This is a genomic window from Pseudomonas salicis, from assembly GCF_057128705.1.
This window is the reverse complement of sequence record NZ_JBSKHU010000007.1, coordinates 48,719-73,073: the sequence shown is the minus strand read 5'-3', so window position 1 is coordinate 73,073 and position 24,355 is coordinate 48,719. Positions and strand designations below refer to the sequence as shown.

The following is a 24,355-nucleotide window of genomic DNA, read 5'->3' as shown; positions in this document are numbered from 1 at the left end:
ATCCTGCGACGCTTATCTAAAACACCGACTGGTTTTATCTGGTGGCTAAGTGATAATGCGCGCTGTCGTCTCAGGGTCGGTGTTCACCGCCCTGCACCCCGCATGCGTTACAACCGAGGGCAACTCAGCCTATGTGGAACAACGGTCTGCTCGACCTGTCCGTCTGGCAATTGGTCGCAGTCATTCTGGCGATGACTCACGTCACCATCGTCAGCGTCACGGTTTATCTCCATCGCTACTCTGCTCACCGCTCGCTGGAACTCAACGCCGGGCTCAAGCACTTTTTCCGTTTCTGGCTGTGGCTGACCACGGCGCAGAACACCCGCGAGTGGACGGCCATCCACCGCAAGCATCACGCCAAATGCGAAACCGAAGATGACCCGCACAGCCCGGTCATCAAAGGCCTGTCTACGGTCTTGCGCAAAGGCGCCGAGTTGTACCGCGCCGAGGCAGAAAATCCCGAGACACTGCGCATTTACGGCAAGAACTGCCCGGAAGACTGGATCGAGCGCAACCTTTACTCGCGCTACCCGCTTTTGGGCGTGGCGATCATGGGCGTCCTTGACCTTGCGCTGTTCGGTGTCATCGGCATCACTGTCTGGGCGATCCAGATGATGTGGATTCCCGTGTGGGCTGCTGGTGTGGTCAACGGCCTGGGTCATGCGGTCGGCTATCGCAACTTCGAATGCCGGGACGCCGCGACCAATCTGGTGCCGTGGGGCATCCTGATCGGCGGCGAAGAGCTGCACAACAATCACCACACCTACCCGAACTCGGCCAAGCTGTCGGTCAAGCGTTGGGAGTTCGACATGGGCTGGGCGTGGATCAAGGTGTTCTGCTGGCTGCGTCTGGCCAAGGTTCAGCGCGTGGCGCCGATTGCCCACCGGGTCGCAGGCAAGGGCCATGTGGACATGGACACCGCCATGGCCATCCTCAACAACCGGTTCCAGATCATGGCCCAATACCGCAAGCTGGTGATCGCGCCGCTGGTAAAACAGGAACTCGCCAAAGCCGACGAGTCGGTCCGTCATCAGTTCCGTCGGGCCAAACGGCTGCTGTCTCGCGAAACCAGCCTGCTGGAAGACAAGCATCAGGCGCGCATCCAGACCATGCTGGAACACAGCCAGGCGCTGAAAGTGATCTACGAAAAACGCCTCGCGCTGCAACAGATCTGGGCCCGCACCAGCAGCAACGGCCACGACATGCTCGCCGCCATCAAAGACTGGGTCCACGAAGCGGAAGCCAGCGGCATCCAGTCCCTGCGCGACTTCGCAGACCAGCTGAAAACCTACTCGCTACGCCCCTCTCACGTTTAGGCCGCTTATCGGCGCCCATCCATCCGGATGGGCGCCCGTCGGAACTTCGTGCCACTACGCCGATCTCATTATCACCTTCGCACTATGCTGTGTGACATGTTGTGGCTGTGCGCCGCACCTTATATTGAGATGCAGTGCTCATGGACAACCAGACGCCTTCTATCGACACACCCGCCACAGCAGAAACCCTTCTGGCGCTGATGCACGCCCAAGCGGAAGTTGCCCGACTGAGCGAACGTGAACAGCTGTTCAGCTCGCTGCTGGTGAGTGTCAACGCCGTACTCTGGGCATTCGACTGGCAAACCCAGCGCATGATCTACGTCAGCCCCGCCTACGAGCGCATCTTCGGTCGTTCGGCTGGCCTGCTGCTGGCCGATTACAACGAATGGCGCGACAGCATTTATCCGGATGACCTCGACTACGCCGAGCGCAGCCTGAGTGAAGTGCTGGAAAAGGGCTCCATTGAAGACCGCGAATACCGGATCATCCGAGCCGACGGCCAGGTTCGTTGGCTGAGCGACAAATGCTTCGTCAGCCATCAGGCCGAGCACGGGCAGCGTCTGGTCGTGGTGGGCATCGCGGAAGACATCACTGAGAAGAAGCAGCTTGAAGACGAGCTGCAACGCTTGGCCACCACCGACGTCCTCACTCAAAGCAGCAACCGTCGCCATTTCTTCGAATGTGCCCAGCGCGAGTTCGAACAGGCCCGTTTGCAAGGCACGCCCATGGCGTTTCTGCTGCTGGACGTGGATGACTTCAAGCTGGTCAACGACACCTACGGCCACCAGGAAGGCGACATCGTGCTCCAGCGCATTGCCGAATGCGGCCGCACGACGCTGCGTCGGGGCGACCTGTTCGGGCGTATTGGCGGGGAAGAGTTCGCGGCGGTGTTCATTGGCTGCGCGCCGGACATGGCCAAGCAGATCGCGGAGCGGCTGCAGCGGGAAATCCAACGGCTGAGCTTTCAGCGGGATGACAAAACGTTCGGCATCACGGCCAGCCAGGGCCTGACCAACCTGGGCAGCAACGACCAGAGCCTCGAAGCCCTCTTCGCCCGCGCGGATGCGGCGATGTATCAGGCCAAGCGTCAGGGCAAGAATCAGATTGTGTTGGTGTAGCGCTCGCTGTCGCCGTAAAAATACCTGTGGGAGCGAATTCATTCGCAAAGAGGCCGGGACCGGCGATACATCTCCAGCGGCCCCCGATCTTTCGCGAATGAATTCGCTCCCACAGTTCAGCCCGAGTCTGGCCGGCCTTTGCGGCGCGGACGCAGATGTGTGGAAGCGCCTTCTGAGGGTGAATCAGGCGACGAGCTTGTTTCGCACCCGCTCCAGATCGGACGCGTTGACCTTCAGCAACCGCGCCGATTTGCTCTTGGCCAGCGCCTCCAGCGGGTCTTCCTGACCGAGACGGCCCATCTGCCCCGCCAGGTTCATGGCCAGCACTTCGCGGGTGTAGACCCCGGTGGTGTACTGATACACCGCTGCGATCAATTCGCGCAGCTCCAACGGAATACGCCAGCGAGTACGCAGGGCTGAGCCGAACGCCGCCGCATATTGGTCCAGCGCGTGGGCGATGGTCGCATCGTCTAGCACGCCTCCGGCCTGTAGCCATTCCTGAAGGCAGCGAATCACCGACAGATCCCCCAACCCCCTGAGCAAGCCCGCGCAATAGCAGCGCTCGTGGTCCAGATCCAATGTGCGCGCCAGAATCCGCGCATATCCCGCTGTTCGCCGTGAAACGTCCCACACCTGACTGGCCTGAATGATCAGCGACGGGTCCGTCAGGATCGCGCCCCGCTTGAGCGCCAGCCCTTGAATCAAATTGGCGCTCTGAGTCGCGCCCAGCACTGTCAGTGCCTGTCCGAGGGTCTGCTGGGGCTTGCCTTGATGCTGCGAGGCGCTGTTCGCCGCGGCAATCAACACCGCCGTAACGTGAGGGTCGTCGGTCAATTCTTGTTCAAGACGTTTGAGGTCGATGCCGGCAGGCGTGCGACAGCGAGTCAGCGCTTCGCGCACATCGATGTACAACGGGCCGCCGTCCGCCAGTTCTCGACGCTTTTCCAAGAACGCATCCAGCCCGACGCCAGGCGCCAGCGCGGGCACCTCGCAGGCGACCTGTGCGCCGTCCTTCAGCAACAGATTTTCCAGCCGCTGACGCAGGCTTTCAATGTTCAGCGGCTTGGTCAGATAGGCTGTCGGCGCCAACTGCACGGCTTCGCGCACGCTGGCACTGTCGTTACGGTTGCTGAGCAGGATAAAACGCACCGGTGGCTGGCGTTTTAGCAGGCGCACCCCACGCAGCAGGGTCAGGCCATCAACGCCCGGAAGCTCTCGGGAAGCGATCACCAGATCCGGGATGTAGCCACGCATCAGCTCCACCGCCTGCTTGCCGTCCGAGCACACATCCAGTTGCGCGTCGCAGCGCACGTCCAGAACCAGCTCATTGAGCATCTCACGTGCCCAAGGATCGCTTTCGGCAATCAAAATACGAGGAACAGCAGGTGCCTCTACGACGGTCATCATGACTCTCCGGCATCAGTCTTCGTACCTTAGTCAAAGAGCGGCGTGCGAGACAGGTTTTAAGCGACTTTTCTGACGTCAATAAACGAAAAAACCTGCCGAAGCAGGTTTTTTCTGACGAAGTGGTCACATTTTGATCAATGTGACCCTCTTCAAGGACGCATCAGGCGATCTCAGCGAAGCACTCTTCGATGATCTTCAGGCCTTTGTCCAACTGCTCGTCAGGCGAGGTCAGCGGGACCAGCACGCGCAGAACGTTGCCGTAGGTGCCGCACGACAGCAGGATCAGACCTTTCTCGCGAGCCTTGGCCACGACGGACGCCACAGCCGCCGCGTTCGGCTTGTGGGTGTCGCCGTTTTCAAAGCACTCGACCGCGATCATCGCGCCCAATGCACGCACTTCGCCAATGACCGGGTGCTTGGCCTGGATGGCTTTCAAACCAGTGACCAGACGCTCGCCCACTGCTTTGCAGCGATCCAGCAGATGCTCTTCTTCGAACACCTCCATCACCGCCAGCGCAGCGGCGCAGGCAATCGGGCTACCGGCGTAGGTGCCGCCCAGACCGCCTGGTGCGATGGCGTCCATGTATTCGGCCTTGCCGCAAACGCCTGCGAGCGGGAAGCCGCCAGCGATGGATTTGGCGAAGGTGGTCAGGTCGGCAGTGACGCCCATCTGTTCCATGGCAAAGAAGGTGCCGGTACGGCCAGCGCCGGTCTGCACTTCGTCAGCGATCAGCAGGATGCCGTGCTTGTCGCACAGTTCGCGCAGGCGAGCCATGAACGCTTTAGGCGCGACGTAGAAACCGCCTTCGCCCTGCACCGGCTCGATAATGATCGCGGCGATGTCTTTTGGCTCGGCGTCGTTCTTGAAGATGCGCTCGATGCTGGCGATGGAGTCGTCAACGCTCACGCCGTGCAGTTCGTTCGGGTAGATGGCGCGGAAGATGCCACCTGGCATCAGGCCCATGCCAGCCGAGTACGGCACGACTTTACCGGTCAGACCCAGGGTCATCATGGTGCGGCCGTGGTACGCGCCGGTGAATGCGATCACGCCAGCACGGCCAGTGGCAGCGCGGGCAATCTTGACGGCGTTCTCTACGGCTTCGGAGCCGGTGGTGACCAGCAGGGTTTTCTTGTCGAAATTGCCTGGGACCTTGGCGTTTATTTTTTCGCACAGCTCAACGTAGGGCTCGTACGCCAATACCTGGAAGCAGGTGTGAGTCAGCTTGGTCAGTTGCTCTTGAACGGCAGCGACGATTTTCGGGTGCAGGTGACCGGTGTTCAGCACAGCGATACCGCCGGCGAAGTCGATGAACTCACGACCTTCAACGTCAGTTACGGTAGCGTTCTTCGCGGATTCGGCGAAGATCGGGTGAATTTGACCAACGCCACGGGGTACAGCGGCTTCACGGCGTTTCATCAAGGATGCGTTTGTTTTGCTCATGTCTTCCTCATTCACCGCTCATCGGGCGGCGTGGTTCAAGGATCAGGCGGCGGGGGTCAACAGCGGCAGCATACGATGATCGACTGCCGCGGCCTCCCGGCCAGCGAATGGGTTTTGCTGCTACAAACACCCGCGCAACGTCGCTCTCGCGCTGCGCGGGTCGGATATCGCTGCCTTAAACAGAGAGGCAGAGGTATTTGATTTCCAGATAATCTTCGATGCCGTATTTCGAGCCTTCACGACCCAGGCCCGAGGCCTTCACACCGCCAAATGGCGCGACTTCATTGGAAATCAGGCCGGTGTTGATGCCTACCATGCCGTACTCCAGCGCTTCGGCCACACGGAACACGCGGCTCATGTTCTGGGCGTAGAAGTACGACGCCAGACCGAACTCGGTGTCGTTGGCCATGGCGATCACTTCAGCTTCGTCTTTGAAGCGGAACAGTGGCGCCAACGGGCCGAAGGTTTCTTCCTTGGCCACAGCGGCGTCTTTGGACACGTTGACCAGAATAGTCGGTTCGAAGAAGTTGCCTTCCAGGCTGTTGCCACCGCTCAGCACTTTCGCGCCTTTGCCCAGCGCATCAGCGATGTGCTCCTTGACCTTGGCGACCGCTTTTTCGTCGATCAACGGGCCAGTGGTGGTGCCCTCAGCCAGGCCGTCGCCGACTTTCAACTTGGCGACTGCCGCCTGCAGTTTCTCGGCGAACGCGTCGTAGACCGAATCCTGCACATAGATGCGGTTGGCGCAGACGCAGGTCTGACCGTTGTTGCGGTATTTGGAGATGATCGCGCCTTCGACGGCCTTATCCAGGTCCGCGTCGTCGAACACGATGAATGGCGCGTTGCCGCCCAGTTCCAGCGAGACTTTTTTGATGTCGTGGGCACATTCGGCCATCAACTGACGCCCGATTTCGGTCGAGCCGGTGAACGACAGTTTGCGCACGATCGGGTTGCTGGTCAGCTCGGAACCGATGTCGCCCGCGCTGCCGGTGACGACGCTGAACACGCCAGCGGGAATGCCCGCTCGCTCGGCCAGTTCAGCTAGCGCCAGTGCGGAGTAAGGGGTTTGCGAAGCAGGTTTGAGGACCATGGTGCAACCGGCGGCCAGCGCAGGGCCGGCTTTGCGGGTGATCATCGCAGCCGGGAAGTTCCACGGGGTGATCGCAGCGGTCACGCCGATTGGCTGCTTCAGCACGATCAGGCGTTTGTCAGGCTGGTGGCCCGGAATGACATCGCCATAAATACGCTTGGCTTCTTCGGAGAACCACTCGATGAAGGATGCCGCGTAAGCGATTTCGCCCTTGGCTTCGGCCAGCGGCTTGCCCTGCTCCAGAGTCATCAGGCGACCGAGGTCGTCCTGGTTTTCGATCATCAGCTCGAACCAGCGACGCAGCTTGGCGCCACGCTCTTTGGCGGTCAGTGCACGCCAGGCGGGCAGCGCCTTGTCGGCAGCTTCGATGGCACGGCGGGTTTCGGCAGCGCCCATTTTCGGCACGGTGCCGAGAATCTCGTTGTTCGACGGATTGTTTACCTTGATGGTCTGGCCGCTGTCGGCATCGGCCCAGGCGCCATTGATGTACGCCTGCTGGCGGAACAACTTCGAATCTTTGAGCTGCATGTCGGCCTCCTAAACAGCACCGCGCAAGGCGGAGCGAATTATTGATTGTTCAAAGGCGCCTCTGCCGAGGCTGCCGTCAGGAAAACATTCGCCGGGCCCCGCACGCACGGATCGCGAAAAGCGCGGGTGACCGAACGGGAGCGTTTGAAATCTCAAACGAATCCTAGGTTCAAGAACAACAAAGGACAATAGGGTGTTCGAAAAAAAGAACAAACGCGCCCGATTTACGAAACGTTCCGGATCAGTGGGTCCTCATCAAGGCCACTGGGCAGCGGGAAAGAACCGCTCGACCAACGATGCATGCCGCACGCGGTTGACATACGCCACACGGTCGAAGGGTTCCCCCGTACGCAAGTCATAGACACTGCCTACATCCGGTTTGTCCACTTCACGCAGCCTTACCCTGACGAAGTGATAGTGCTCTCCTCGCACTTCTCGCACAGATTCGATGCGCAGATAGCGACCGGGGGTGAACACGACCTCCGCCTCTGCGGTGCTCAGCGACATTGGCCCGATGGGAACGCCACTGTTCATGCCCTTGCCAATCAGTTCATAGACCACCGAGGTGTCGTCGAAGACGTTGACCCGCTTCAACCCTTTTACCTGCTTCGGTGCTACAAAATCGCGTAACGCGTAGGGGTTTTCCGTAAACGACGTAATGTCCGTGGTGACCAGTACGTCGCCCACGGTTAGCTCTCCATTACGGAACTGCCCGCCGCCGGTCGCTCGCGCACCACTGCCCCCGCGCCATAAACGCACGGCTTCGCTGCGGGGCAACTGCTCCAGCGAATCGAACAGGTCATTCAGGTAAGCGACCATCTCATTGTCGATCTCCACGCCATGGCGGAACACGCCGTTGGCCTGCGTCAACTCATCGGTGTACGCAGCGACCAGATCATTGTTGAAGTATTCCTCGTCGACCCAGGTGTAAAACGGCTTGCCGTCCTTGAGCAGATAACGAAACTGCCGCGGGTTCTCCAACAACGGATTGCTCATCGAAGGGCTGGGCAGCGCGATTGTGGATAACGTTTCGCGCTGGCGTTCGAGCAACGCCTGCGACATCTCCCAGTGCGACTCGTAGTTAGCCTGCATGTAGGTGTCCCAGAATCCCGAAGCGGCCGTTTCCAATTGGCCGGACACCGCCAGTTCGGGCTGGGCGACTTCGAGCGGCGTCCACATGAAATCGGTCACCACTTGCATCCGGGTGTTCGGCAGGAAGGCGTACGGATCGTCATCATCCACCGCCAACCATCCCTCGGCCTCGGGGCTGTGCCGAACCCGGAGGGTCAGGTCGTTCATCTCGATCCAGGTCGAACCGTCATCATCGATGCTCACGCCATCAAGCATTCCCGGCGTGGTCATCGGCTCTGGAACGATGCGATTGCCGTCCAGACTCTCCAGCTCGTCATTCAACCGGTCAGTCGGCTCTAACACCCGAGTGGCGATTAGCCGCTCATGGGGCGGGGCCTGGAAATGCAGCGCCTTGACGCCCAGCCCGACATCGATGATCGAGAACACCGCAGCGACCGTGTCCGCCACCGCCGAGATGACCGCCTGCGTGCGCTCGACCACAGACCGAGCGCGCACCGCTGCGTCAATGTCCAGCGACAGGCGCGCCACGCCCGCTCCCAGCACCACCAGTCCCAGCGGCCACGCCAATACGGGAAAACCTCCGAACACCCCAAGAAATGCTCCGAGATACCCGCGCCAGAGCGACTTGCGCAAATCGGCGTTACTGACGGCCATCGTGTGGCTGACGGCAAGATCCGTCTTGGCCCAATCCCGCATTTCGGCAAACAGATCGCCCGTCACCCGCCGACCTACCCCGAATGGCCAGGCCGGCGCTTCCGCGGGCCCAAACCGCTTCAACAGGTTGCTCATCGCCTGCTGATGAGCCTCAGCGCCTGACTGCTGATGTACGCGAAACAGCGCATCAAAGGCTTCACGCGAGCGAAGCTGACGGCTCAGCCAATGCACCAGATCGCCGTGGTTGGCGAACGCGCGCGGCAGCCACTCGGTACCAGGGCAATACAACACGGTGCGGCCATCGTCAGCACGCAATGTGATCAGATGCCCCCCACCCGTTGCGAGGTAATGCCGAATGTGGAACGCGTGGGCAGGCGTCGGCATTTGGAGTTGCGTCAGCGTCACACCGCCTTGCCCTACTCTCAGCCACGCGCGCAGGCGCTGACGGTCGGAAGCCAACAGCGCGCCTTGATTTACCGCCTCATCAAGACTCGCGAGGAGCCGCACTTTCGCCAGCAGCGCAAAATCATCGCCATGTTCACGCCAGAAGCGTTCAGTGCGCTGCGCCAGAAGCGACGCAAAATCCATCGCCCACAAATCGCCCATCACCTTGCCCGGTTCGAGCGGAACCTCATTGTGCTGACCGTATTCACGAGCCTCGCTGCTTCGGTTATAGAAACCGCCATAAACCGGCAACACATCGGGGGCGACCTGAAAACCGTCGTTGAAACGGTGAATAAGCAACTGCGTGAACGTCATCGACTGTTTAGGCGGCCCGCTGTGACGCCAACCGGTAAACGTCGGCGCGCTGGCTGCACCGTCGAACACGTTCCACCACACCCGATCCGGGTCCAGCGGCTTGCCGGTGTGCTTGAGCAGGTACTCACCCGCCGTCTTGCGCGCCAGCTTATAAAGATCAGGCCACGCCTCTAAATAGCCACGTGCCTTCGCCATCACCGCCCGCGCATCCGCCATCGAATGCAGACTGCGTTCAAAGTGTTCGAGGTCGATCGCCATCCTGAAAGTCCTTGCTGATTGAAAGACCGTCAAGGAAGCAGCTGGCGCGTGAAGGGATGCGGTACATAGCTATCGCAGAAGAGGAAGGGCACTGGGGTAATCTGACCGCGCATGACCAGAACGACGAAAGCCCGAGGTTCATTTGTCAGGGCGAAACAAACGGCAAGTCAATGCAATGGACGCTTTGGACCGAGATGGGTATCATGGCGCCCGCGTTGCACCTGTAGCTCAGCTGGATAGAGTACTGCCCTCCGAAGGCAGGGGTCGTGGGTTCGAATCCCGCCAGGTGCGCCATCTTCGATCCTGAGTCATGCACAGCAGACCGGGACCCGCTTTATAAAGAAGCCCGCCGATGCGCGGGCTTTTTTGTGGGCGTCCTGTTCAGGGCGAAAGTTTAAGCTTGCGCCTTCTCTTAACGATGGCTTGATTAGCCAGAGTCGGCACTTGAGGCAAGACGCGGAGGCAATGCCCAATGACAGGTAGCGACCTGATCCTCTACAGCACGGAAGATGGCCTGGCGCAATTCACGCTGCGCCAAATGGACGGTCAAGTCTGGTTGACGCAACTGGCAATGGCTGAGCTTTATCAGACCAGCAAGCAGAATATCGGTAAGCACATTCAAGCGGTGATTACTGATGGAGAGCTGGCTGAAGGGGCAGTTGTAAACCAGAAGTTTACAACTGCTTCAGATGGAAAAGACTATCTGACCCGCCTTTATGCCCTAATCAGACATTCGGGCAAGGCACCGGTGCCCAGTCGCCGAGGTCCGGGTTTTTGCACATGGCGTTGACCTGGGACTGGCCGGTCGCGGCGACCTGCTGGCCTGCGGCCTGTTTGGTTTTCGCGTCCTGGATGGTCTTCTCGGTGGCGACTGCTTCTTGAGGTACGGTTGGCAGTTTTTTCTTCGCCGGTGCTTTCTTTTTGCTGGTTGTAGGGGTGGCAGGAGTGGTGTCTGCAGCGGCGACGGTGGCCACGTCGGCGCGTTGAACGCCTACGGTTTGCAGGTCTTTTTCGTACGCTTGGGTGTAGTTGTCGAGGTTTTCACCGGTGCGGCCGTTTACGGCGGTGATCAGGTCGTTGGACTCTTTGAGGCCTGCAACGATTTCAGCCAGACGCTTGCGGCCTTCGGTGTCGTTCATGGTCTTGGCTTTGCGCGCGGAGAGGAGTTTGGTGAACTCGCCCTGATAGCACGTCTGCGACGCTTTGGCGTAACCGACGCTGCGGTCGATGTCGGCGGCGCTCTTGTCGATATCGGTGGCGTAGGAGCCGATGCGCTGGTTGTCGTCGGTGATCTGTTTTTGTTTCTCGGTGTAATAGCCAGCCGCGCCACCTACCAAAGCACCACCGGCGACGCCAATGGCGACGTTGCGCGCGCGGTCTTGGGAGTTGCCGACCAAGGCCCCGGCCAATGCGCCGCCCAGCGCCCCCACAGCAGCCCCGCCGATCACGGATTTGCTTACATCAGAGTCAGTCTGACGCAAGTGCTGCACCGGCTCGTAGCACGTCGGGTAGTACTCGACCTTGGTGCTGGCGCCGACCTTGGACACAGGCGAGTTGGCGCATCCCGCCATCAGTACGAAGCCAAATCCTGCGGCGACCAACAACAGCCCACGGCATTTGGAGTTCGAAACCACAGTGTTAACAGCAGGGTTACGGGATAACTGCATGGTGATGCTCTCTTTTTTGGTTTTACAACGCCGGAGGCGAATGACCGTCCGGACTCCCTTTAAGCTCGCTGGACAACGACCGTCATGGTTGAGCGGTCGAAGCGAGCAATTCCTTCAGAATCGCTTGTGGGTCCGCGCGGTTTTGCTGGCGGTAGTTGCTCACATGGCGAACGAATAACGTGGCGCGGGCGACCAGGCTCTTGCCCAGCACCGGTTTGCGATTGAGTTCTTCCTTGACCCGCTGGAACTGCGCCTGAATCACCGCGTCGGTGTAGCGCGTGCCGGTGGCAAGGTTGTCGATGTAGATGGCGACGGCCCCGTCCAGCGCACTGCTGCCGTTTTCGATGGCCACTGCGAACAGCTTGGCGCTGGCTTCATCCTTGGCATCGGCGGCCTGTTTTTGGCTCTTGCGCAGATTGGTGAGGCGAATGTTGTAGTTGTTGATGGTTTCAGCGACGAGGGCCGAGGACTGGATCAGGTTGCCGGCTGCTTCTTCGCGTTGTTGGGCGATGAGTGAGACGTTGCGCTTGAGCTCTTCGTTGACCAGCCCCAGTTCGGCTTGCAGGCGAGGGTCGGTGCTGGCGGCGATGATGGTGTCGAGGCGCTTGGTCGGGTCTTGGGCGTCGTCGATGGCGTCGGTCAACGAGGCCAGTCGCCCTTCTTTCTGCCATTGCTCGAACAGCTCTTTATAGCGGGAGCGCGGGGCAGACAGCGCCCCAATGGCGACTCGGAACCCGGTGGTTTCGTTGCTTTGCTCGGTGCCGTCGGCGGCGAACAGCGGGTACTCGCGGCGCATGCCCGTGAACAGCGTGCCCTCGCCTTCCAGGTAATTGCCGCCCTTGGCCACGAAGCCGCCGTACGCCCCTTGGCGCCGTCCTGCGTGCACGAGCTGGAATGACTCTTGAACCATTTCCGCAGCGTTGCCGATCACGTCGAACAAGCCGATGGGGTTGGGCAACTTGGTCCCTATGGGCATGAGGCGTGCGGCCTGTCCGGTGCCGCCCGCGACCTGGTTGAAGACTGCCCAGTCGCCCAGCGGGCCGTCCGTTTCGCTGCCTTCGACGCGACGTGGAAACAACCGGCCTTCAAGCTCCTGACGGCTGACGGCCTGAGCACCACGGGCGGCGTATTCCCACTCGACCTCCGTCGGCAGGCGCACGAAACCTACGCCGCCGTCATCTTCGGTTTTTCCCCGTCCGCTGACGGGCAGCAGATCGCGGTGATATTTCATCAGCCAGGCGCTGTAAACCGCCGAAAAACGTTCGGCTTCGAAGCGCGACAGCTTGACCTTGGGCAAGCGGCCCGCCATGCCTTCCGGCGCCTCACAGGCGGGGCCCGGCTCGCCACTGGCCAAGGACTGAGCCTGTGACATCACCTGGGCAAATTGTCGAGCCGTGACTTCGTACTTACCGATGAAATACAGCATCGGCTTAAGCGGCGTGGCAGCGTCGGTCTTCGGCAACTGCGGGCTGATGCTCTTGCGCCAGTCGCCGGGCAGGTCGTTGAGGGTGAACTGGCCGTTGATGAAATCACGCCGGTAACCGGAAATGAACGACTGCTTATACCCCGCCTCGCCCTCGCTGAACGGGTAGCCGAGGCTGACTTCGCGATCATCCAGCGTGCCTTGGGCCAACACATAGACGTAGCGGAACACCATCTCGCCATCGCACGGCAACGGCAGCACCACATCGTCGGCCAAGGGTTTGGGGTTATCCAGCGTGTTTTCGTCGGCTGCCAGCAGTCCCGAAGACAGGCCGAGGCACGCGCAGATCATTGCGGCGGCCCTTATGTTGAACGCGCTGCACCACTTAAACATCGCGTATTCCTTCCGAAGCTTCGATGCGCGCCACACGCCAGCCACCCAATGCCGCCGCCATCGCACTGGCACCGAGCACCGCCAGCAGGGCCACGCAGTAATGACGTATCAGCAGATGGCTGGCGTATTCGCCCGGCACCTGCACGAACAGATGGTTGAGGCCGCGCTCGGCCAAGCCGTAGAGCGCAAAGCTGATGATCGCGACCAGCACCCCGCTGTAGATCGCTTGCAGGACGACGAACAGCAACAGCGCGCCGGTGCTGAAACCAATCAAGCGCAGCACCGACAGCTCGCGACGCTTGCGCTCGACCGACGCCAAGGACCCGGCGAACACCGCGGCGATGGCACCGGCGACCGCGAGCGCAGCAATGATCCAGAAGACCAGCGTGAGGTTGCGGCTAAGGGACTGAACCTGAGCGATGGTCTGTGCCTGAGTCGACACCAACAGGTGCTGCTCAGCGAAATACACACGCAGCGGTTCGACGTCAGTAAGGTTGCGGGCGTAAAGCCGAAACGCTGGAAATACGCGCGTTTGAACGGTTTCGGGCCTCTCGCCCACCCAGCCCATGGCATCCACGGCGCGCCCGTCGCGGTAATCTTCCACAGCCTCCAACAGGGCGAGGGAGGTGAAGATTCCATCACGGCCAAACGCCTCAAGCGGCAAGATCCCCGTGACCTGCAATCGGGTGTGCTGGGCCTGTGGTTGTCCTGCGACCTGACGGGTGAAGGTGGCGTCCAACCAATCCCCGGCTTTGGCGCCGAGTTTTTCCGCCGCGGTCTGGGTCAGCAGTACGCGGTCCAGTTCGTTCGGCGCCAAGGCAGTGCCCAGCAGCGGATCGCCCACGGCAGTGGGGATCATTTCGACATTGAGCACTGAATCTTGCGCAGGCATCGACAGGTCCGCCGTCGCCGCAATCTGCCGAGTGCGAGGTAACGCGAATGCCACGTCCGGACGTTTCGCCAACGCATTGATGAATTCGGCATTGAAACGACCGCCGCCCATGGGGATCACTTCACGCACGGTGGGGTCACGTTCAAGGCGCTCGGTGAGGCTGCCCACCAGTCCGAACTTCAGCCCGAACAGGACGAGCAAGGGCGCGATAACCGCGACCAGCGCCAACACCGCACACGCCGACAGTCGCGCATCGGCGCGAAAATCCTGCCAGGCCAGCGACATCACCAGAGCCATACGCATCAGCGTGCGTCCTCCAGCGTTGCGGTCACGCCACCATCGTCATCACGTGAACACGCAATCCGCAGTGGATGCAGACCCGCATTACGCGCCAGCCCTTCGTCATGGGTCGCGATCACGCAGCAGGCGCCCTGCTCTCGTACGCGGCCCAACAACAATTGCATGACACGCAAGGCGTTCAGCGGGTCGAGCGAAGCCGTGGGTTCATCGGCGAGCAGCAAGTGCGGATGATGAGCCAACGCCCGGGCGCAGCTGACCCGTTGCCGCTGCCCGACAGAGAGCGTGTGGGGCTTTTTGTGCAAGTGTTCGCTCACTTCCAACTGCGCGGCCAATCGTTCGACTGAGCCGTCGTCGGCCAGCCCCAGCAATTGACGCGGTAGGTTGATGTTGCTTCGAACATCGAGGTAGCCCAGCAGTCCACCGGTTTGCAGCACATAGCCAATCTGCTGACTGCGCAGCTGCGCCAGCTGATTCTGTTGCGCCTCACGCCACAGCCCGGAGACATCGACATGCCCCCGCTCGCTGACGAAATCAAACCGCTGCGCCGCATCGGGCGAGAGAACCAGCGCCAGCAGGTCGAGGACGGTGCTTTTGCCGGACCCGCTGGGGCCGACCAACGCAAACTGCCTGCCCGCCGCCAACTCCAGTCGCGGAATCACCAGGCTGTAACGCTGGCTGCCTTCGCCTCGCGTCTTGCGCACGTCTCGCAGACTCATCATCACGGCAGCGTCGACAACGGAACGCGGTACAGCGCATCACCCGGCTCGGCGTCGCCGAAACGGACCCAATTCGCCAGATCGTTGTGGAAGGTCTCGTAGAGGCGAATTTTCGAATCCAGCTCGTCGATAAAATCTTCCTGTTCGGCCACGCTCAGCGACAACCACAGATCCTGGGTCATGCTCAGGGATTTGCTGCGATACGGCAGGCCGTCCAGATACTCGCCCAGCACCCCGCTCTGCGCGAGGTTGCCGCCCTTGCGCAAGGCTGACGGATCGCGGCTCATGTAGGCGCTGGCGCTGGCAATTTCCTGAAAGAAGTCCTTGGGTGAGCTTTGGGTTTTACGCGCGGCATCGACGATCAGTTTCAGCGATTGCTGAAGGTCATTGAGCTGCAATTTGCTGAGCATCACGCAGACCTGAAACGCGGGGAGCGTCGGATTGGTGAGATCGCGATCCGCCGTCCAGGCGCTGACCAGTTGCGGCGCGCGCACGCCGGTCTGCTGACCGAGGAAGTCCATACGCATCGCGTAGCCGATGGCGGCCGATTTGTCGGCGACAGTCGGGGCCGCTGGAAGCGTTGGCGCGACCTGGGGTTGATTGCTGCGCACCTGATGCACCAGATCGGCGAAGACGGAGCCGATCTCGGCCACGCGGTCACCGAATTTCTGCACATCGCCGCCCGGCACGGGCACGTACAAATCGCCAATCTGCGGGTTCGCGTCGGCCGTCAGCGTGCGGTATTGCTGCTCGGCGAAAGCGTGGTTTTTCTTGCCCGCATCGGTTTTGAGGTGCAGCGCGTAGATCTTGATCTGCTTGCCCAGCGCGGCCTGCCGCACTTCAGCCTCGTTCATCTGCGTACTGCTGTAAGGGTCATTCTTGCGCAGGGAACCGGCGTCGCTGACCAGCAGAATCAGGCGTCCGCCGTACCCCGACCAGTCCATGCCATTGACCGCCTGCATCACTCCGGCGAAGGCATCTTCGTTGAAGGAGTGGCTCGAAACGTGGGTGGCCTTGACCTGCCGCGCCAGCTCCAGAAAGCGCTGCGGGTCGCGGCCTTGCTCCAGCGTGACCAATGTCTTGCTGAGGTATTCCAGGCCCGGCGTCTTGCTGACGTTATTGCGAAAGCCCACCAGCCCGAAGCTGACGTTATCCAGCTCGCCGCGCTTGCCGATCTGGTTTTGCAACTCGGCGACCACATCACGCACCTGATCAATGTAGGGCTGCATCGACACCGACGTGTCCACCACCAGCACCACCCCGGTGCGGAAGGCGTCTTTGCTGGCAGCCGTCTTGATCTGTTCACCCGAGGCCGTGCGTTGCGGGGTGTTGCCGGGATCAATGGAGGCGACGTTCAGCAACTGGACCGGCTGGCCGTTCTGATCAAAGGTCTCTTTGGCGTCGAAGATCGGCAGCAGGTAGAACTGGTTCTGCGGCACTGCACTCGCTGCGGGTTCCAGCGCCAGCACTTGATGGCTGGTGTCGGCGTTTTTCTGCGCGTCCAGCAGCAGTTTTTTCGCGGCCGCAGGGTCATTCAGCAGCTTCTCCAGTTGCTTTGGCTCACGCATGAACATCGCCGGAGCGCGCCCTGAACGTTCGCTGAATTTCAGCACCAGACTTTGCTTCCAGTCGCTGACTTGATCCGCTGGCAGCCAGCCTTCGCTATGACCGTCACTGCTCGCGCCGACGCGCAGCCACTCGCTACCATTCACGGTTTTGCGCTGATAGACGTACAGCACCGAAAACGCTGGGAGCGCTTGATCGCCCATTGCCCCGGCGTCTGCGGAAAACTTCGCACCCGGCTTGCTTAGCACACGCTGGAACAGCGTTTTTTTGTTCGCCATCAACAATGGGCGATCCCCACCATCAGCCTCCACCACTGAGGCTTGTGCAGGGGGTGTGACAGGTGTTTTTTCAGGCGATGCAGGGGGCGTCTGTGGTGGGCTGGCGACAGGTGGCTTATTAGCAGGGATCGTTGAAGCGGTTGCGGTTGAAGCCACCAAGGGCTTGCCGTCGCTCAACCACCAATACCCGCCAAGACCCAATCCCAGTGCTGCCGTAATCGCCACGCCCAGCAAAGCCAGCACGGGACCTTTGCGCTGTCCGGACTGACTCGACGCTTCGCCCACAGGCGTGAGTCTCACCGGTGGTTCAGGCTGCTGAGGAGGCAAATCGGGTATTTCGATAGAGACAGGCGTCAGGCCAGCCAAATCGGTTTTCGGCGCAGGCTCGACGTGCAAGTCCGCTGGCGGCAGCGGCAAGACACGAATCTGCGTCGCGTCGATGTTGTCAGGCGGCAGGTTATCCAGCGCGGCGATCAGCTCGGCGGCGTCGGAGAACCGGTCATCGCGATTCTTGGCCAGCAATTTGGTGAGGATGTGCTGATAACGCCCGTGATGAATCGGCAGTTCCGGCAGTGGCTCGGTCAGGTGCGCGAGCGCTGTCGAGAGCGCATCGGTACCGTTGTAAGGCAGCTTTCCGACCAGCATTTCGTAAAGCACGACACCCAGCGCATAGAGGTCAGCGCGACCGTCGATTTCCAGCCCGCGCGCCTGTTCGGGACTCATGTAACTCGGGGTGCCGACGGCGAAACCGGCTTGGGTGAACTGTGTGCGGTCGTCCAGCGATTTGGCGATGCCGAAGTCCGACAACACCGCCCAGCCATTGGCGCGGAACAGGATGTTGGCGGGCTTCACATCGCGGTGCACCAACCCCTGCGCGTGGGCGTAGCCCAACGCCGAGGCGATCTGGCGAATGTAGGTCAGGCCCTGTTCGGCACTCATGCCCGCCGCAACGCGTTCTTTCAGCGTGCCGTTGGGCAGGTATTCCATGGCCATGTAATACAGCGCGCCGACATTGCCGATGTCGTGGATGGTGACCGTGTGCGGGTGCGACAGGCGCGCCAGGGTTTTGCCTTCGCGCAAAAAACGCTCGCAGAACGTGGCGTCGGCCGCCAGCGCTGCCGCCATGATTTTCAAAGCGACCTTGCGCTCCAGCGAGCGTTGGGTGGCGAGATAGACGGTGGCCATGGCGCCTTCGCCAATCTCACCTTCTATGTCGAATCCGGGAATCTGTATGTCCATATCTGTCTTCAGGCAGCCTTGACGACGATAGCCGTGATGTTGTCGGGGGCGCCCCGGGTCAGTCCCAAGTGCACGAGGCTGCGAACTACTTGCCAAGGGTCGGGGTGGCCGAGTACGTCGCGAATTTCGTGGTCTTCGACGATTTTGTTCAGGCCATCGCTGCACAGCAGGTAGGTGTCGCCGGGCAGGATGTCGAGGTGGATCATGGCCAGGTCCAGCGTGTCCTCGACGCCAATGGCGCGGGTAATGATGTTGCCGCGCGGATGCACCCGCGCTTCCGCTTCGCTGAGTAAGCCGCTGTCCTGCAAGTCCTGCACGTAGCTGTGGTCGCGGGAAAGGCCCTGCAATTCGCCGTCGCGCAGGCGATAAAGCCGACTGTCACCGGCCCACAGGCACACGCCTTGATCGCCCTGTACCAAAAGCGCTACGACGGTGCTGCCCATCATGCTCAAGCCCCGACGGCGAGTTTCTTCACGTACGGCGGCGTTCACTTCAGCCAGGGTCGTGCGAATACCGTCGGAGTAGAGCGAGAGCGGCGTGAAGGGTAGGGAACGGCGCAAGCTGTCGACGATCAGGCTGGCGACGTAATCCCCAGCCGCGTGACCGCCCATGCCATCGGCGATGGCCCACAGACCGTTTTCCGGCAATTCGAGAAAGGCGTCTTCGTTGATCTGCCGCACCATGCCGACATGGGTCTTGCTGGCTGAGCGTAAAAGAGGGTTTTGGGGTAATGCAGGCATCTAGATCGACGCTCCTTGTCCCAGCAGGTAGCTGCCGAATTCGGCCGGATCGGGCAAGCCCTGACAGCGCATCAACCCTGGCGCAATACGCTCGGACCCTTTGCCCCACCACAGGCTCGCGCCCTCACAGGCCAACTCGGCCAGCATCCGATGGCGGCTATCCGGGTCGTTCGCGCTGGTGCGCTGCAAGCCGGCAAAGCGGCTGATGGACTCGCGGTGTATGGTGGGCAGGAAGCCGAGCGTGGACGCGCGGTCATCAAAAACTGAAAAGTCCGCACCCTCTTCCAGCGTCCCCAGCAGCAGCGTTTCGACCTGGTCAAACCACGCGTCTGGCGCAGCGGTGAGCGCCGCCAGCGATTGGTCGGGTTCAAGCGTCTGCGCCATCGTCAGCGGGAAATACCGTCCGACCCGATCAATGCTCGGCATCAACACGCCGACGACCGCATCTGGCCCACATACACCCGCCGCCAGCGCAAAACGCCACAACGGGCTGACCAGATAAGCGTTGAGCCAGTCTTCGCCGAGCTGCTGCTGACTGACCTGCAACCCCGCCGCCAGCCACGCGTCCCAGGGTTTGATGAAGCTCTGCGGCAATCCGCGGCTGACAAAATCGCCACGACTGGCCAACTTGCCGTAAAAACCCAGCGTCGTCATAACCGCTCCGGCAGGCTGAAACCGCTCAACACACGGCTTTTGAAAGGGTTGAACGCGCTGTTGGCGCGCAACTCGTAGGAAATGCTGGCGTTGTCGACCCGCAATCGCAGGTTGAAGCGGTCGGGCGATCCACCGGCGACGAGGTCCGATTGCTCCAGCAAACGGAACCACGCCCAAGGACCATCGAGTGTGATGCCGGAACGACCACTGGCCGCAGGCGGCGAGATCGACAGGCGCACCACGCCGATGCTGCCGGGGTTCGGCCATTGCATGGCGACGGGGCGGCTGGGGCCGTGGTCGTAGCTGATCTGCTGCCCGTCGAGGTCCAGCAGGAACTGGGTGACTGAAGCGTCCATCGCGACAGGTTTCAGCTCGAAACGCACGGTCGGCTGCACGCCACCGGAACGGAAGAAGGCATCACGAATCGCGGCTGCGCGCTGGAAGGTCTGCAAGACCGAGGCGTTGATGCCCAGCTTCTGCGCGGCGCCCGGTTGCCAGCGCCAGCTTGAAGCCGAAGTGTCGACATAGGGCTGAAGGTATTTGCGGAAGTAATTGTCCATCACTCCGCCCACGCCGAAGAACTGACCGAAGTCGTCTAACGTGGCGTCCCGTGCGCTGCCCGGTGTGAGCGGGTAACGGCCGCTCAGGGACTGGCGATAAACGTTCACCACATCGCTGACCCACGCCGCATTCAGCTGATTGCGCACGCCGCCCATCATCGTGTTGGTGGTCGAACTGACGACTGACTTCACCAGACTCTGCACCACCGGTGGTTCCCGGTCGGCGTTCAGATTCACTCGCGTCGCCGCAGCGCTGGCGGAGTTTTTCGCTTCGCCCAACAACGCATCGCCGCTGGCTCCGACCATCGCGCTGACCTGAACGTACAGCGCGTTCATGTCCGCGAGCAGGCCATCGACAGCTGCCGGTTCACCCTCTCCCTTCGTGACAAACGCGTTGAGTTCAGCGAAGTGCGCGCTCACCGGATCTTCAACAGCGGCAGGCGCGGCTGTCTGACTGACCTGTTCCTGACCCAGGATCGAGCCCAAGCGTTGCTTGAGCTGATCGACACCGCCCTCGACTTTCTTGCCCTGATCGGCCAGCAACTTGTCTTCCTGTTGCAGGTCAGTTTCCTTGGCCACCACCACCAGCAGTTTTTTCAACGGCGAGGTCGGCCCGGAAATCACCCGCAACACGTCAGCCGCCTGCGCCACGCTGGTGATCGGCACAAAATCAATGTCAGCCAGCAACGCATCCCACTGACGCTGGTAATCCTGAAAGTACAAACGGCGGACATCGCCGGCGAGGCTGGCGACGTTCTGTTGATCGGCACGATCCAGCCCCAAGACCCATTGTTCTTCCGCCAGGGTTCCGGCCTGGCTCAGGCTGGTGGCCAGAAACACCTCGCGGTAGCCCTTGGCCGTGAAGAAGCCGCTCAGCGGTTCGCCCAATGGCTTGCCGCTCTTGCGCGCGAAGACCAGTGCAGCATCACGCCCCGCAGCGTCGGTCAGGCGAAAATCCGGCACGTTGTCAGGCAGTTTCTGGCGTTTGACCCGGTCGTAGACCCGCTGAGCCACTGGCAGTTGCTGCAATTGCCGACGTAAATCATCGATCAGCCGTTGATCCAGACGCGCATCAGGCGGATGACGTTCGAACAATGCCTGCAAGTGCTCGCCCAGTGCCTGACGCTGATCAGGCGGCAGATCGCGAGGCAGGCTTTGATCCCAATCCAGCGCGACCCATGCCTTGATGAAATCCGGGTCGTAATGCTCGCTGTCAGCCAGCATCAGATAAGCCTTCAAACCCTCATAGAGAAAATCCGAACTGCCACCGCTGCGCAATTGCTCTTCCACGCGAGTCACAAGGCGCGGCGCGAACACTGCGATCAGCAGTTTGCGGTACACGCTGCCGGATTCGGCTTCCAGCATGTCGCCCTGATACAGCCCCAACCCTTGCGCCATGCCCGGAGGATCACCCGCCAAATGACGCACGGCGTTGAGCAGCGGCAGCACGGCCAATACATCGCGCTGTGCAGGGCTCAGGCTCTGCACGCTTTGGCCGAGAGGCGCGACTTTCTGATCGACCTGCGCGATGTACGCCTGATTGGCGCGGTAGCTGATCACCCACAAGGTGCCGACCACCAACACCACCGCAACGGTCGCCGCCAGCGCGCCACGGGTCAGCCATTTGCGACGACGTTCGACTTTCGGGTTCACACCCACCAACCCGCGCTCGGCGAAGGCGACGGCGGTGAACAGTTTTTCGATGAAGTAACTGCGACCCGTGCCGGTCTGGCGTGCCAAGTGCTGGCGGTCCAGATTCATACTCTGGGCCATGGCGCCGATCAGCCGATCGATCGGGCTGCCTTCCTGTGTGCCGCTGGTGAAGTACACCCCGCGCAGCAACGCCCGGTCTTCGAACGCATTAGGCTTGAAAACGCCTTCGAGAAAGCCTTGCAGGGTTTCTTTCAGCGCGCCGAATTGCTGGAGAAAACCGTAAATCAGATCCCGTCGTGCTGGGTCGCGCTCCTGCTGCAACCGCTCGACCAGCCGTGCATTCAGGCGCTGTTCCAGCAGGGCAAATTCGCTGAGGAAGTTCGTCAGCGGGCCGTCGGTCTGCTTGCCATCGTCGAGGGCGAAGGTCATGCCCCAGACCTGCGCGCGCTCTTCCTTGCTCAACGCATCGAAGAACTCCATGAAGCCGGGCACCAGGTCGAGCTTGGTCAGCATCACGTAAATCGGGAAGCGCACGCCCAGTTGACTATAGAGCTCCTGAATCCGCGCACGAATTGCCGTCGCATGAGCAGCGCGCTCGGCCTCGCTGCCCAGCAGCAGATCAGACAGGCTGATGGCGATGAATGCGCCGTCGATGGGGCGACGGGAGCGCTGGTTTTTCAGCAGGTCGAGAAAGCCCAGCCAGGCTGCTTTGTCGACTTGAGCGTGGCTGTCTTGCGTGGTGTAGCGGCCTGCAGTGTCGAGCAGAACGGCCTCGTCGGTGAACCACCAGTCGCAATTACGCGTGCCACCCACGCCTCGAATCGCGCCCGCGCCCATCTGTGCGGCCAGCGGAAAATGCAGCCCGGAATTGACCAGCGCGGTGGTCTTGCCCGAACCCGGCGGGCCGATGATCACGTACCACGGCAGCTCGTAGAGGTTGCGACGTTCATCCCCGCCCAAGCGCGCTTTTTTCAGGAGCGTGAGGGCTTCGTCCATGCGTTGACGCAAGGTGGCCAACTCTTCCGCAGTGGCGACGCTGGCAGGGTCAGGCGCGGTTTCCGCGGCCAGGCTGGCCATGACGTTCGCCGCGTGGCGACGGGCCTGAACGATGCGAATGACCCGCCACGCTATCCAGATGGCGAACAACAGAACGATCAACGCCCAGCGCCGGCCTTCGGGCACCAGCACGTCCAGCACCGGGCCGACGAACCAGATGATCAGGCTCAGCGCGATCAGCCCAAGAATGGGCACGACCCAGCGAATCACAAAACCGAAAAACGCCTTCACTCGACCCCCTCCGCCAACACAGTGATTTCAACCCGGCGATTTTTCGCGCGCCCTTCTGCCGTGGCGTTGGAAGCCACAGGCTCGGTGTCGCTGCGCCCTTCGGCAGAAAAACGCTCAGGCTGGCCGGTTTTGGCCGCCAGTATGTGCAGGACCTGTTCGGCCCGTGCCTGGGACAACGCCCAGTTAGAGGGGAAACGCAGGGTGGCGATGGGGCGGTTGTCGCTGTGGCCGGTAACCCGCACCTGGCCTTTGACGTTGCGAATGGCATCGGCGATGCGCAGCATCAGCGGCTGAAAATCGTCAACGATGGTGGCGCTGCCTGACGAGAAAATTTCGTCCCCGCGAATCGTCACCACGGAGCGATCCACCGCGTCCTCCACGGCGACCCGGTTGGCCTTGATGTCTTCCACCAGAAAACCCGCAAGACGAGGCCGTTCGATGACCTTCGGCTGGACGACAGCCGGCGTGATGGCCTGGACCGGAATTTCGCCCAGCGCGTGAATGTTCTTGAACACCGGTTCGGCGTCGGAGGCCAGCTTGAGACGCAGGCCAAACAGCAGCATCAGCAACAGCGCCAACCCCACCGCGAATCCGACCCACGGCGGCACAAACTGCGAGAGCCGGTCACGAACAACGCTCAGCCCGCGCCAGTGCGGCGACAGCTCCCGCTCGAATTCCCCACGGGCCGTGCGAATCGCAGCGCTGGTCCGTTCACGCAGCGCTTCCAGCTGGCTACGACCGTCGTTCATCACCCGATAACGGCCTTCGAATCCCAAACACATGCACAGGTACAAAAGCTCCAGCAGATACAGACGCTCGCGGGGGCTTTGCAGGCAGTGCTCCAGCAGTTGGAAGACCTTTTCACCGCCCCAGGATTCGTTGTGCACCGTGATCAGCAGACTCTGTTTGCCCCACTCGCTGGTGCTGCCCCACGGCGTGCTGAGAACGGCTTCATCCAGTGCGGTGCAGAGGGCGTAGCGCGCAAGCAGCACTTCATTGCGGACGACGCCTGCTGCCTCGGCGCGCTCTTCGAACTGGCGCAGATAACCCAACAGCTGTGCCCGCAGACTCGCGGGCGCGGGGTGGGCGATGGTGCTGCGCAGACGGGTGAGCAGCGCCAGCAACGGACCGGCAGCGGCTTCAAGCGGGTTCAAACCTTGCGCCTGCCCCAACGGCAACGGCGCAGCGGGCACGGACAGTGGCGGCGGCGCCGGATTCGCTTGAGCAGCGGGTTGCGGCGAGCGGCCACCGGGACGCGGCATGAACTGCGTGCGGTCGTTTCCGGGCATCGGCGGGTTGAGGGGTTCGTCGTGGGAAGGCATCG

The 24,355-nt window shown here is 61.4% G+C and carries 16 protein-coding genes and 1 tRNA gene; 4 read left to right on the top strand and 13 right to left on the bottom strand.

Features of this window, described 5'->3' with window-relative positions; translation table 11 throughout:
- The first annotated feature begins 131 nt into the window (after positions 1–131).
- Together desA and ACWKWE_RS24250 are read left to right on the top strand one after the other, a co-directional pair.
- A complete protein-coding gene (gene desA, locus ACWKWE_RS24255) occupies positions 132–1,316 on the top strand; it encodes a delta-9 fatty acid desaturase DesA (protein ID WP_483851940.1) in 1,185 nt (394 codons plus the stop codon).
- Positions 1,317–1,456: 140 nt separating this feature from the next.
- Positions 1,457–2,434, top strand: a complete 978-nt coding sequence (locus ACWKWE_RS24250; protein ID WP_178115725.1) for a GGDEF domain-containing protein — start codon at positions 1,457–1,459, stop codon at positions 2,432–2,434.
- A gap of 183 nt (positions 2,435–2,617) precedes the next feature.
- Here the strand turns inward: ACWKWE_RS24250 and ACWKWE_RS24245 are convergent, their stop codons facing one another.
- The 4 genes from ACWKWE_RS24245 to ACWKWE_RS24230 form a co-directional block, all read right to left on the bottom strand.
- Positions 2,618–3,838 carry an HDOD domain-containing protein gene (locus ACWKWE_RS24245; protein WP_483851939.1) on the bottom strand — a complete coding sequence of 407 codons (1,221 nt, stop codon included), beginning with the start codon at positions 3,836–3,838 and terminating at the stop codon, positions 2,618–2,620.
- Between the two features lie 163 nt (positions 3,839–4,001).
- Positions 4,002–5,282, bottom strand: coding sequence for a 4-aminobutyrate--2-oxoglutarate transaminase (gene gabT, locus ACWKWE_RS24240; RefSeq protein ID WP_341961274.1), 1,281 nt, complete (start codon positions 5,280–5,282; stop codon positions 4,002–4,004).
- Positions 5,283–5,457: 175 nt separating this feature from the next.
- A complete protein-coding gene (gene gabD / locus ACWKWE_RS24235; RefSeq protein ID WP_166595841.1) occupies positions 5,458–6,900 on the bottom strand; it encodes an NADP-dependent succinate-semialdehyde dehydrogenase in 1,443 nt (480 codons plus the stop codon).
- Positions 6,901–7,155: 255 nt separating this feature from the next.
- Positions 7,156–9,663, bottom strand: coding sequence for a dermonecrotic toxin domain-containing protein (locus tag ACWKWE_RS24230; protein ID WP_483851938.1), 2,508 nt, complete (start codon positions 9,661–9,663; stop codon positions 7,156–7,158).
- 217 nt (positions 9,664–9,880) lie between these two features.
- Here ACWKWE_RS24230 and ACWKWE_RS24225 point away from each other — a divergent pair.
- Both ACWKWE_RS24225 and ACWKWE_RS24220 read left to right on the top strand, forming a co-directional pair.
- Positions 9,881–9,957 (top strand) — tRNA-Arg (locus ACWKWE_RS24225).
- Positions 9,958–10,135: 178 nt separating this feature from the next.
- Positions 10,136–10,453 (top strand): virulence RhuM family protein, encoded by a 318-nt coding sequence (locus tag ACWKWE_RS24220; RefSeq protein ID WP_483851937.1) that lies wholly within the window; start codon positions 10,136–10,138, stop codon positions 10,451–10,453.
- Here ACWKWE_RS24220 and tagQ read toward each other — a convergent pair.
- The 9 genes from tagQ to ACWKWE_RS24175 form a co-directional block, all read right to left on the bottom strand.
- Entirely contained in the window at positions 10,389–11,330 is a 942-nt protein-coding gene (tagQ, locus tag ACWKWE_RS24215; protein ID WP_483851936.1) for a type VI secretion system-associated lipoprotein TagQ, read from the bottom strand. The genes ACWKWE_RS24220 and tagQ overlap by 65 nt on opposite strands.
- Positions 11,331–11,412: 82 nt before the next feature.
- Positions 11,413–13,104, bottom strand: a complete 1,692-nt coding sequence (locus tag ACWKWE_RS24210) for a formylglycine-generating enzyme family protein (RefSeq protein WP_483852080.1) — start codon at positions 13,102–13,104, stop codon at positions 11,413–11,415.
- Between the two features lie 34 nt (positions 13,105–13,138).
- A complete protein-coding gene (locus ACWKWE_RS24205) occupies positions 13,139–14,341 on the bottom strand; it encodes an ABC transporter permease (RefSeq protein WP_483851935.1) in 1,203 nt (400 codons plus the stop codon).
- The gene (locus ACWKWE_RS24200; protein ID WP_166595845.1) at positions 14,341–15,057 is read right to left on the bottom strand and encodes an ABC transporter ATP-binding protein; all 717 of its coding nucleotides are present in this window, start codon (positions 15,055–15,057) and stop codon (positions 14,341–14,343) included. Before ACWKWE_RS24200 ends, ACWKWE_RS24205 begins: the two co-directional genes overlap by 1 nt.
- Positions 15,057–18,137, bottom strand: coding sequence for a protein kinase domain-containing protein (locus ACWKWE_RS24195; RefSeq protein WP_483851934.1), 3,081 nt, complete (start codon positions 18,135–18,137; stop codon positions 15,057–15,059). Before ACWKWE_RS24195 ends, ACWKWE_RS24200 begins: the two co-directional genes overlap by 1 nt.
- An 8-nt stretch (positions 18,138–18,145) precedes the next feature.
- Complete coding sequence (locus ACWKWE_RS24190) at positions 18,146–18,877, bottom strand: PP2C family protein-serine/threonine phosphatase (protein ID WP_483851933.1); 732 nt, start codon at positions 18,875–18,877, stop codon at positions 18,146–18,148.
- Positions 18,878–19,531 carry a type VI secretion system-associated protein TagF gene (gene tagF, locus ACWKWE_RS24185; protein WP_166595848.1) on the bottom strand — a complete coding sequence of 218 codons (654 nt, stop codon included), beginning with the start codon at positions 19,529–19,531 and terminating at the stop codon, positions 18,878–18,880.
- A complete protein-coding gene (gene tssM, locus ACWKWE_RS24180; RefSeq protein ID WP_483851932.1) occupies positions 19,528–23,031 on the bottom strand; it encodes a type VI secretion system membrane subunit TssM in 3,504 nt (1,167 codons plus the stop codon). Before tssM ends, tagF begins: the two co-directional genes overlap by 4 nt.
- On the bottom strand, positions 23,028–24,353 hold the full coding sequence (locus ACWKWE_RS24175) for a DotU family type VI secretion system protein (RefSeq protein ID WP_483851931.1): 1,326 nt from the start codon (positions 24,351–24,353) through the stop codon (positions 23,028–23,030). The genes tssM and ACWKWE_RS24175 overlap by 4 nt, the downstream gene beginning before the upstream one ends.
- Between the last annotated feature and the right edge of the window lie 2 nt (positions 24,354–24,355).

What these genes read in the sequence shown, in the direction of transcription:
- tagF (WP_166595848.1), bottom strand. Translation starts at nt 19,531, where the DNA reads ATGACGACGCTGGGTTTTTACGGCAAGTTGGCCAGTCGTGGCGATTTT.
- ACWKWE_RS24195 (WP_483851934.1), bottom strand. Translation starts at nt 18,137, where the DNA reads ATGGACATACAGATTCCCGGATTCGACATAGAAGGTGAGATTGGCGAA.
- desA (WP_483851940.1), top strand. Translation starts at nt 132, where the DNA reads ATGTGGAACAACGGTCTGCTCGACCTGTCCGTCTGGCAATTGGTCGCA.
- ACWKWE_RS24205 (WP_483851935.1), bottom strand. Translation starts at nt 14,341, where the DNA reads ATGCGTATGGCTCTGGTGATGTCGCTGGCCTGGCAGGATTTTCGCGCC.
- ACWKWE_RS24210 (WP_483852080.1), bottom strand. Translation starts at nt 13,104, where the DNA reads ATGATCTGCGCGTGCCTCGGCCTGTCTTCGGGACTGCTGGCAGCCGAC.
- gabD (WP_166595841.1), bottom strand. Translation starts at nt 6,900, where the DNA reads ATGCAGCTCAAAGATTCGAAGTTGTTCCGCCAGCAGGCGTACATCAAT.
- tagQ (WP_483851936.1), bottom strand. Translation starts at nt 11,330, where the DNA reads ATGCAGTTATCCCGTAACCCTGCTGTTAACACTGTGGTTTCGAACTCC.
- gabT (WP_341961274.1), bottom strand. Translation starts at nt 5,282, where the DNA reads ATGAGCAAAACAAACGCATCCTTGATGAAACGCCGTGAAGCCGCTGTA.
- ACWKWE_RS24220 (WP_483851937.1), top strand. Translation starts at nt 10,136, where the DNA reads ATGACAGGTAGCGACCTGATCCTCTACAGCACGGAAGATGGCCTGGCG.
- ACWKWE_RS24200 (WP_166595845.1), bottom strand. Translation starts at nt 15,057, where the DNA reads ATGATGAGTCTGCGAGACGTGCGCAAGACGCGAGGCGAAGGCAGCCAG.
- ACWKWE_RS24250 (WP_178115725.1), top strand. Translation starts at nt 1,457, where the DNA reads ATGGACAACCAGACGCCTTCTATCGACACACCCGCCACAGCAGAAACC.
- ACWKWE_RS24230 (WP_483851938.1), bottom strand. Translation starts at nt 9,663, where the DNA reads ATGGCGATCGACCTCGAACACTTTGAACGCAGTCTGCATTCGATGGCG.
- ACWKWE_RS24175 (WP_483851931.1), bottom strand. Translation starts at nt 24,353, where the DNA reads ATGCCTTCCCACGACGAACCCCTCAACCCGCCGATGCCCGGAAACGAC.
- ACWKWE_RS24190 (WP_483851933.1), bottom strand. Translation starts at nt 18,877, where the DNA reads ATGCCTGCATTACCCCAAAACCCTCTTTTACGCTCAGCCAGCAAGACC.
- ACWKWE_RS24245 (WP_483851939.1), bottom strand. Translation starts at nt 3,838, where the DNA reads ATGACCGTCGTAGAGGCACCTGCTGTTCCTCGTATTTTGATTGCCGAA.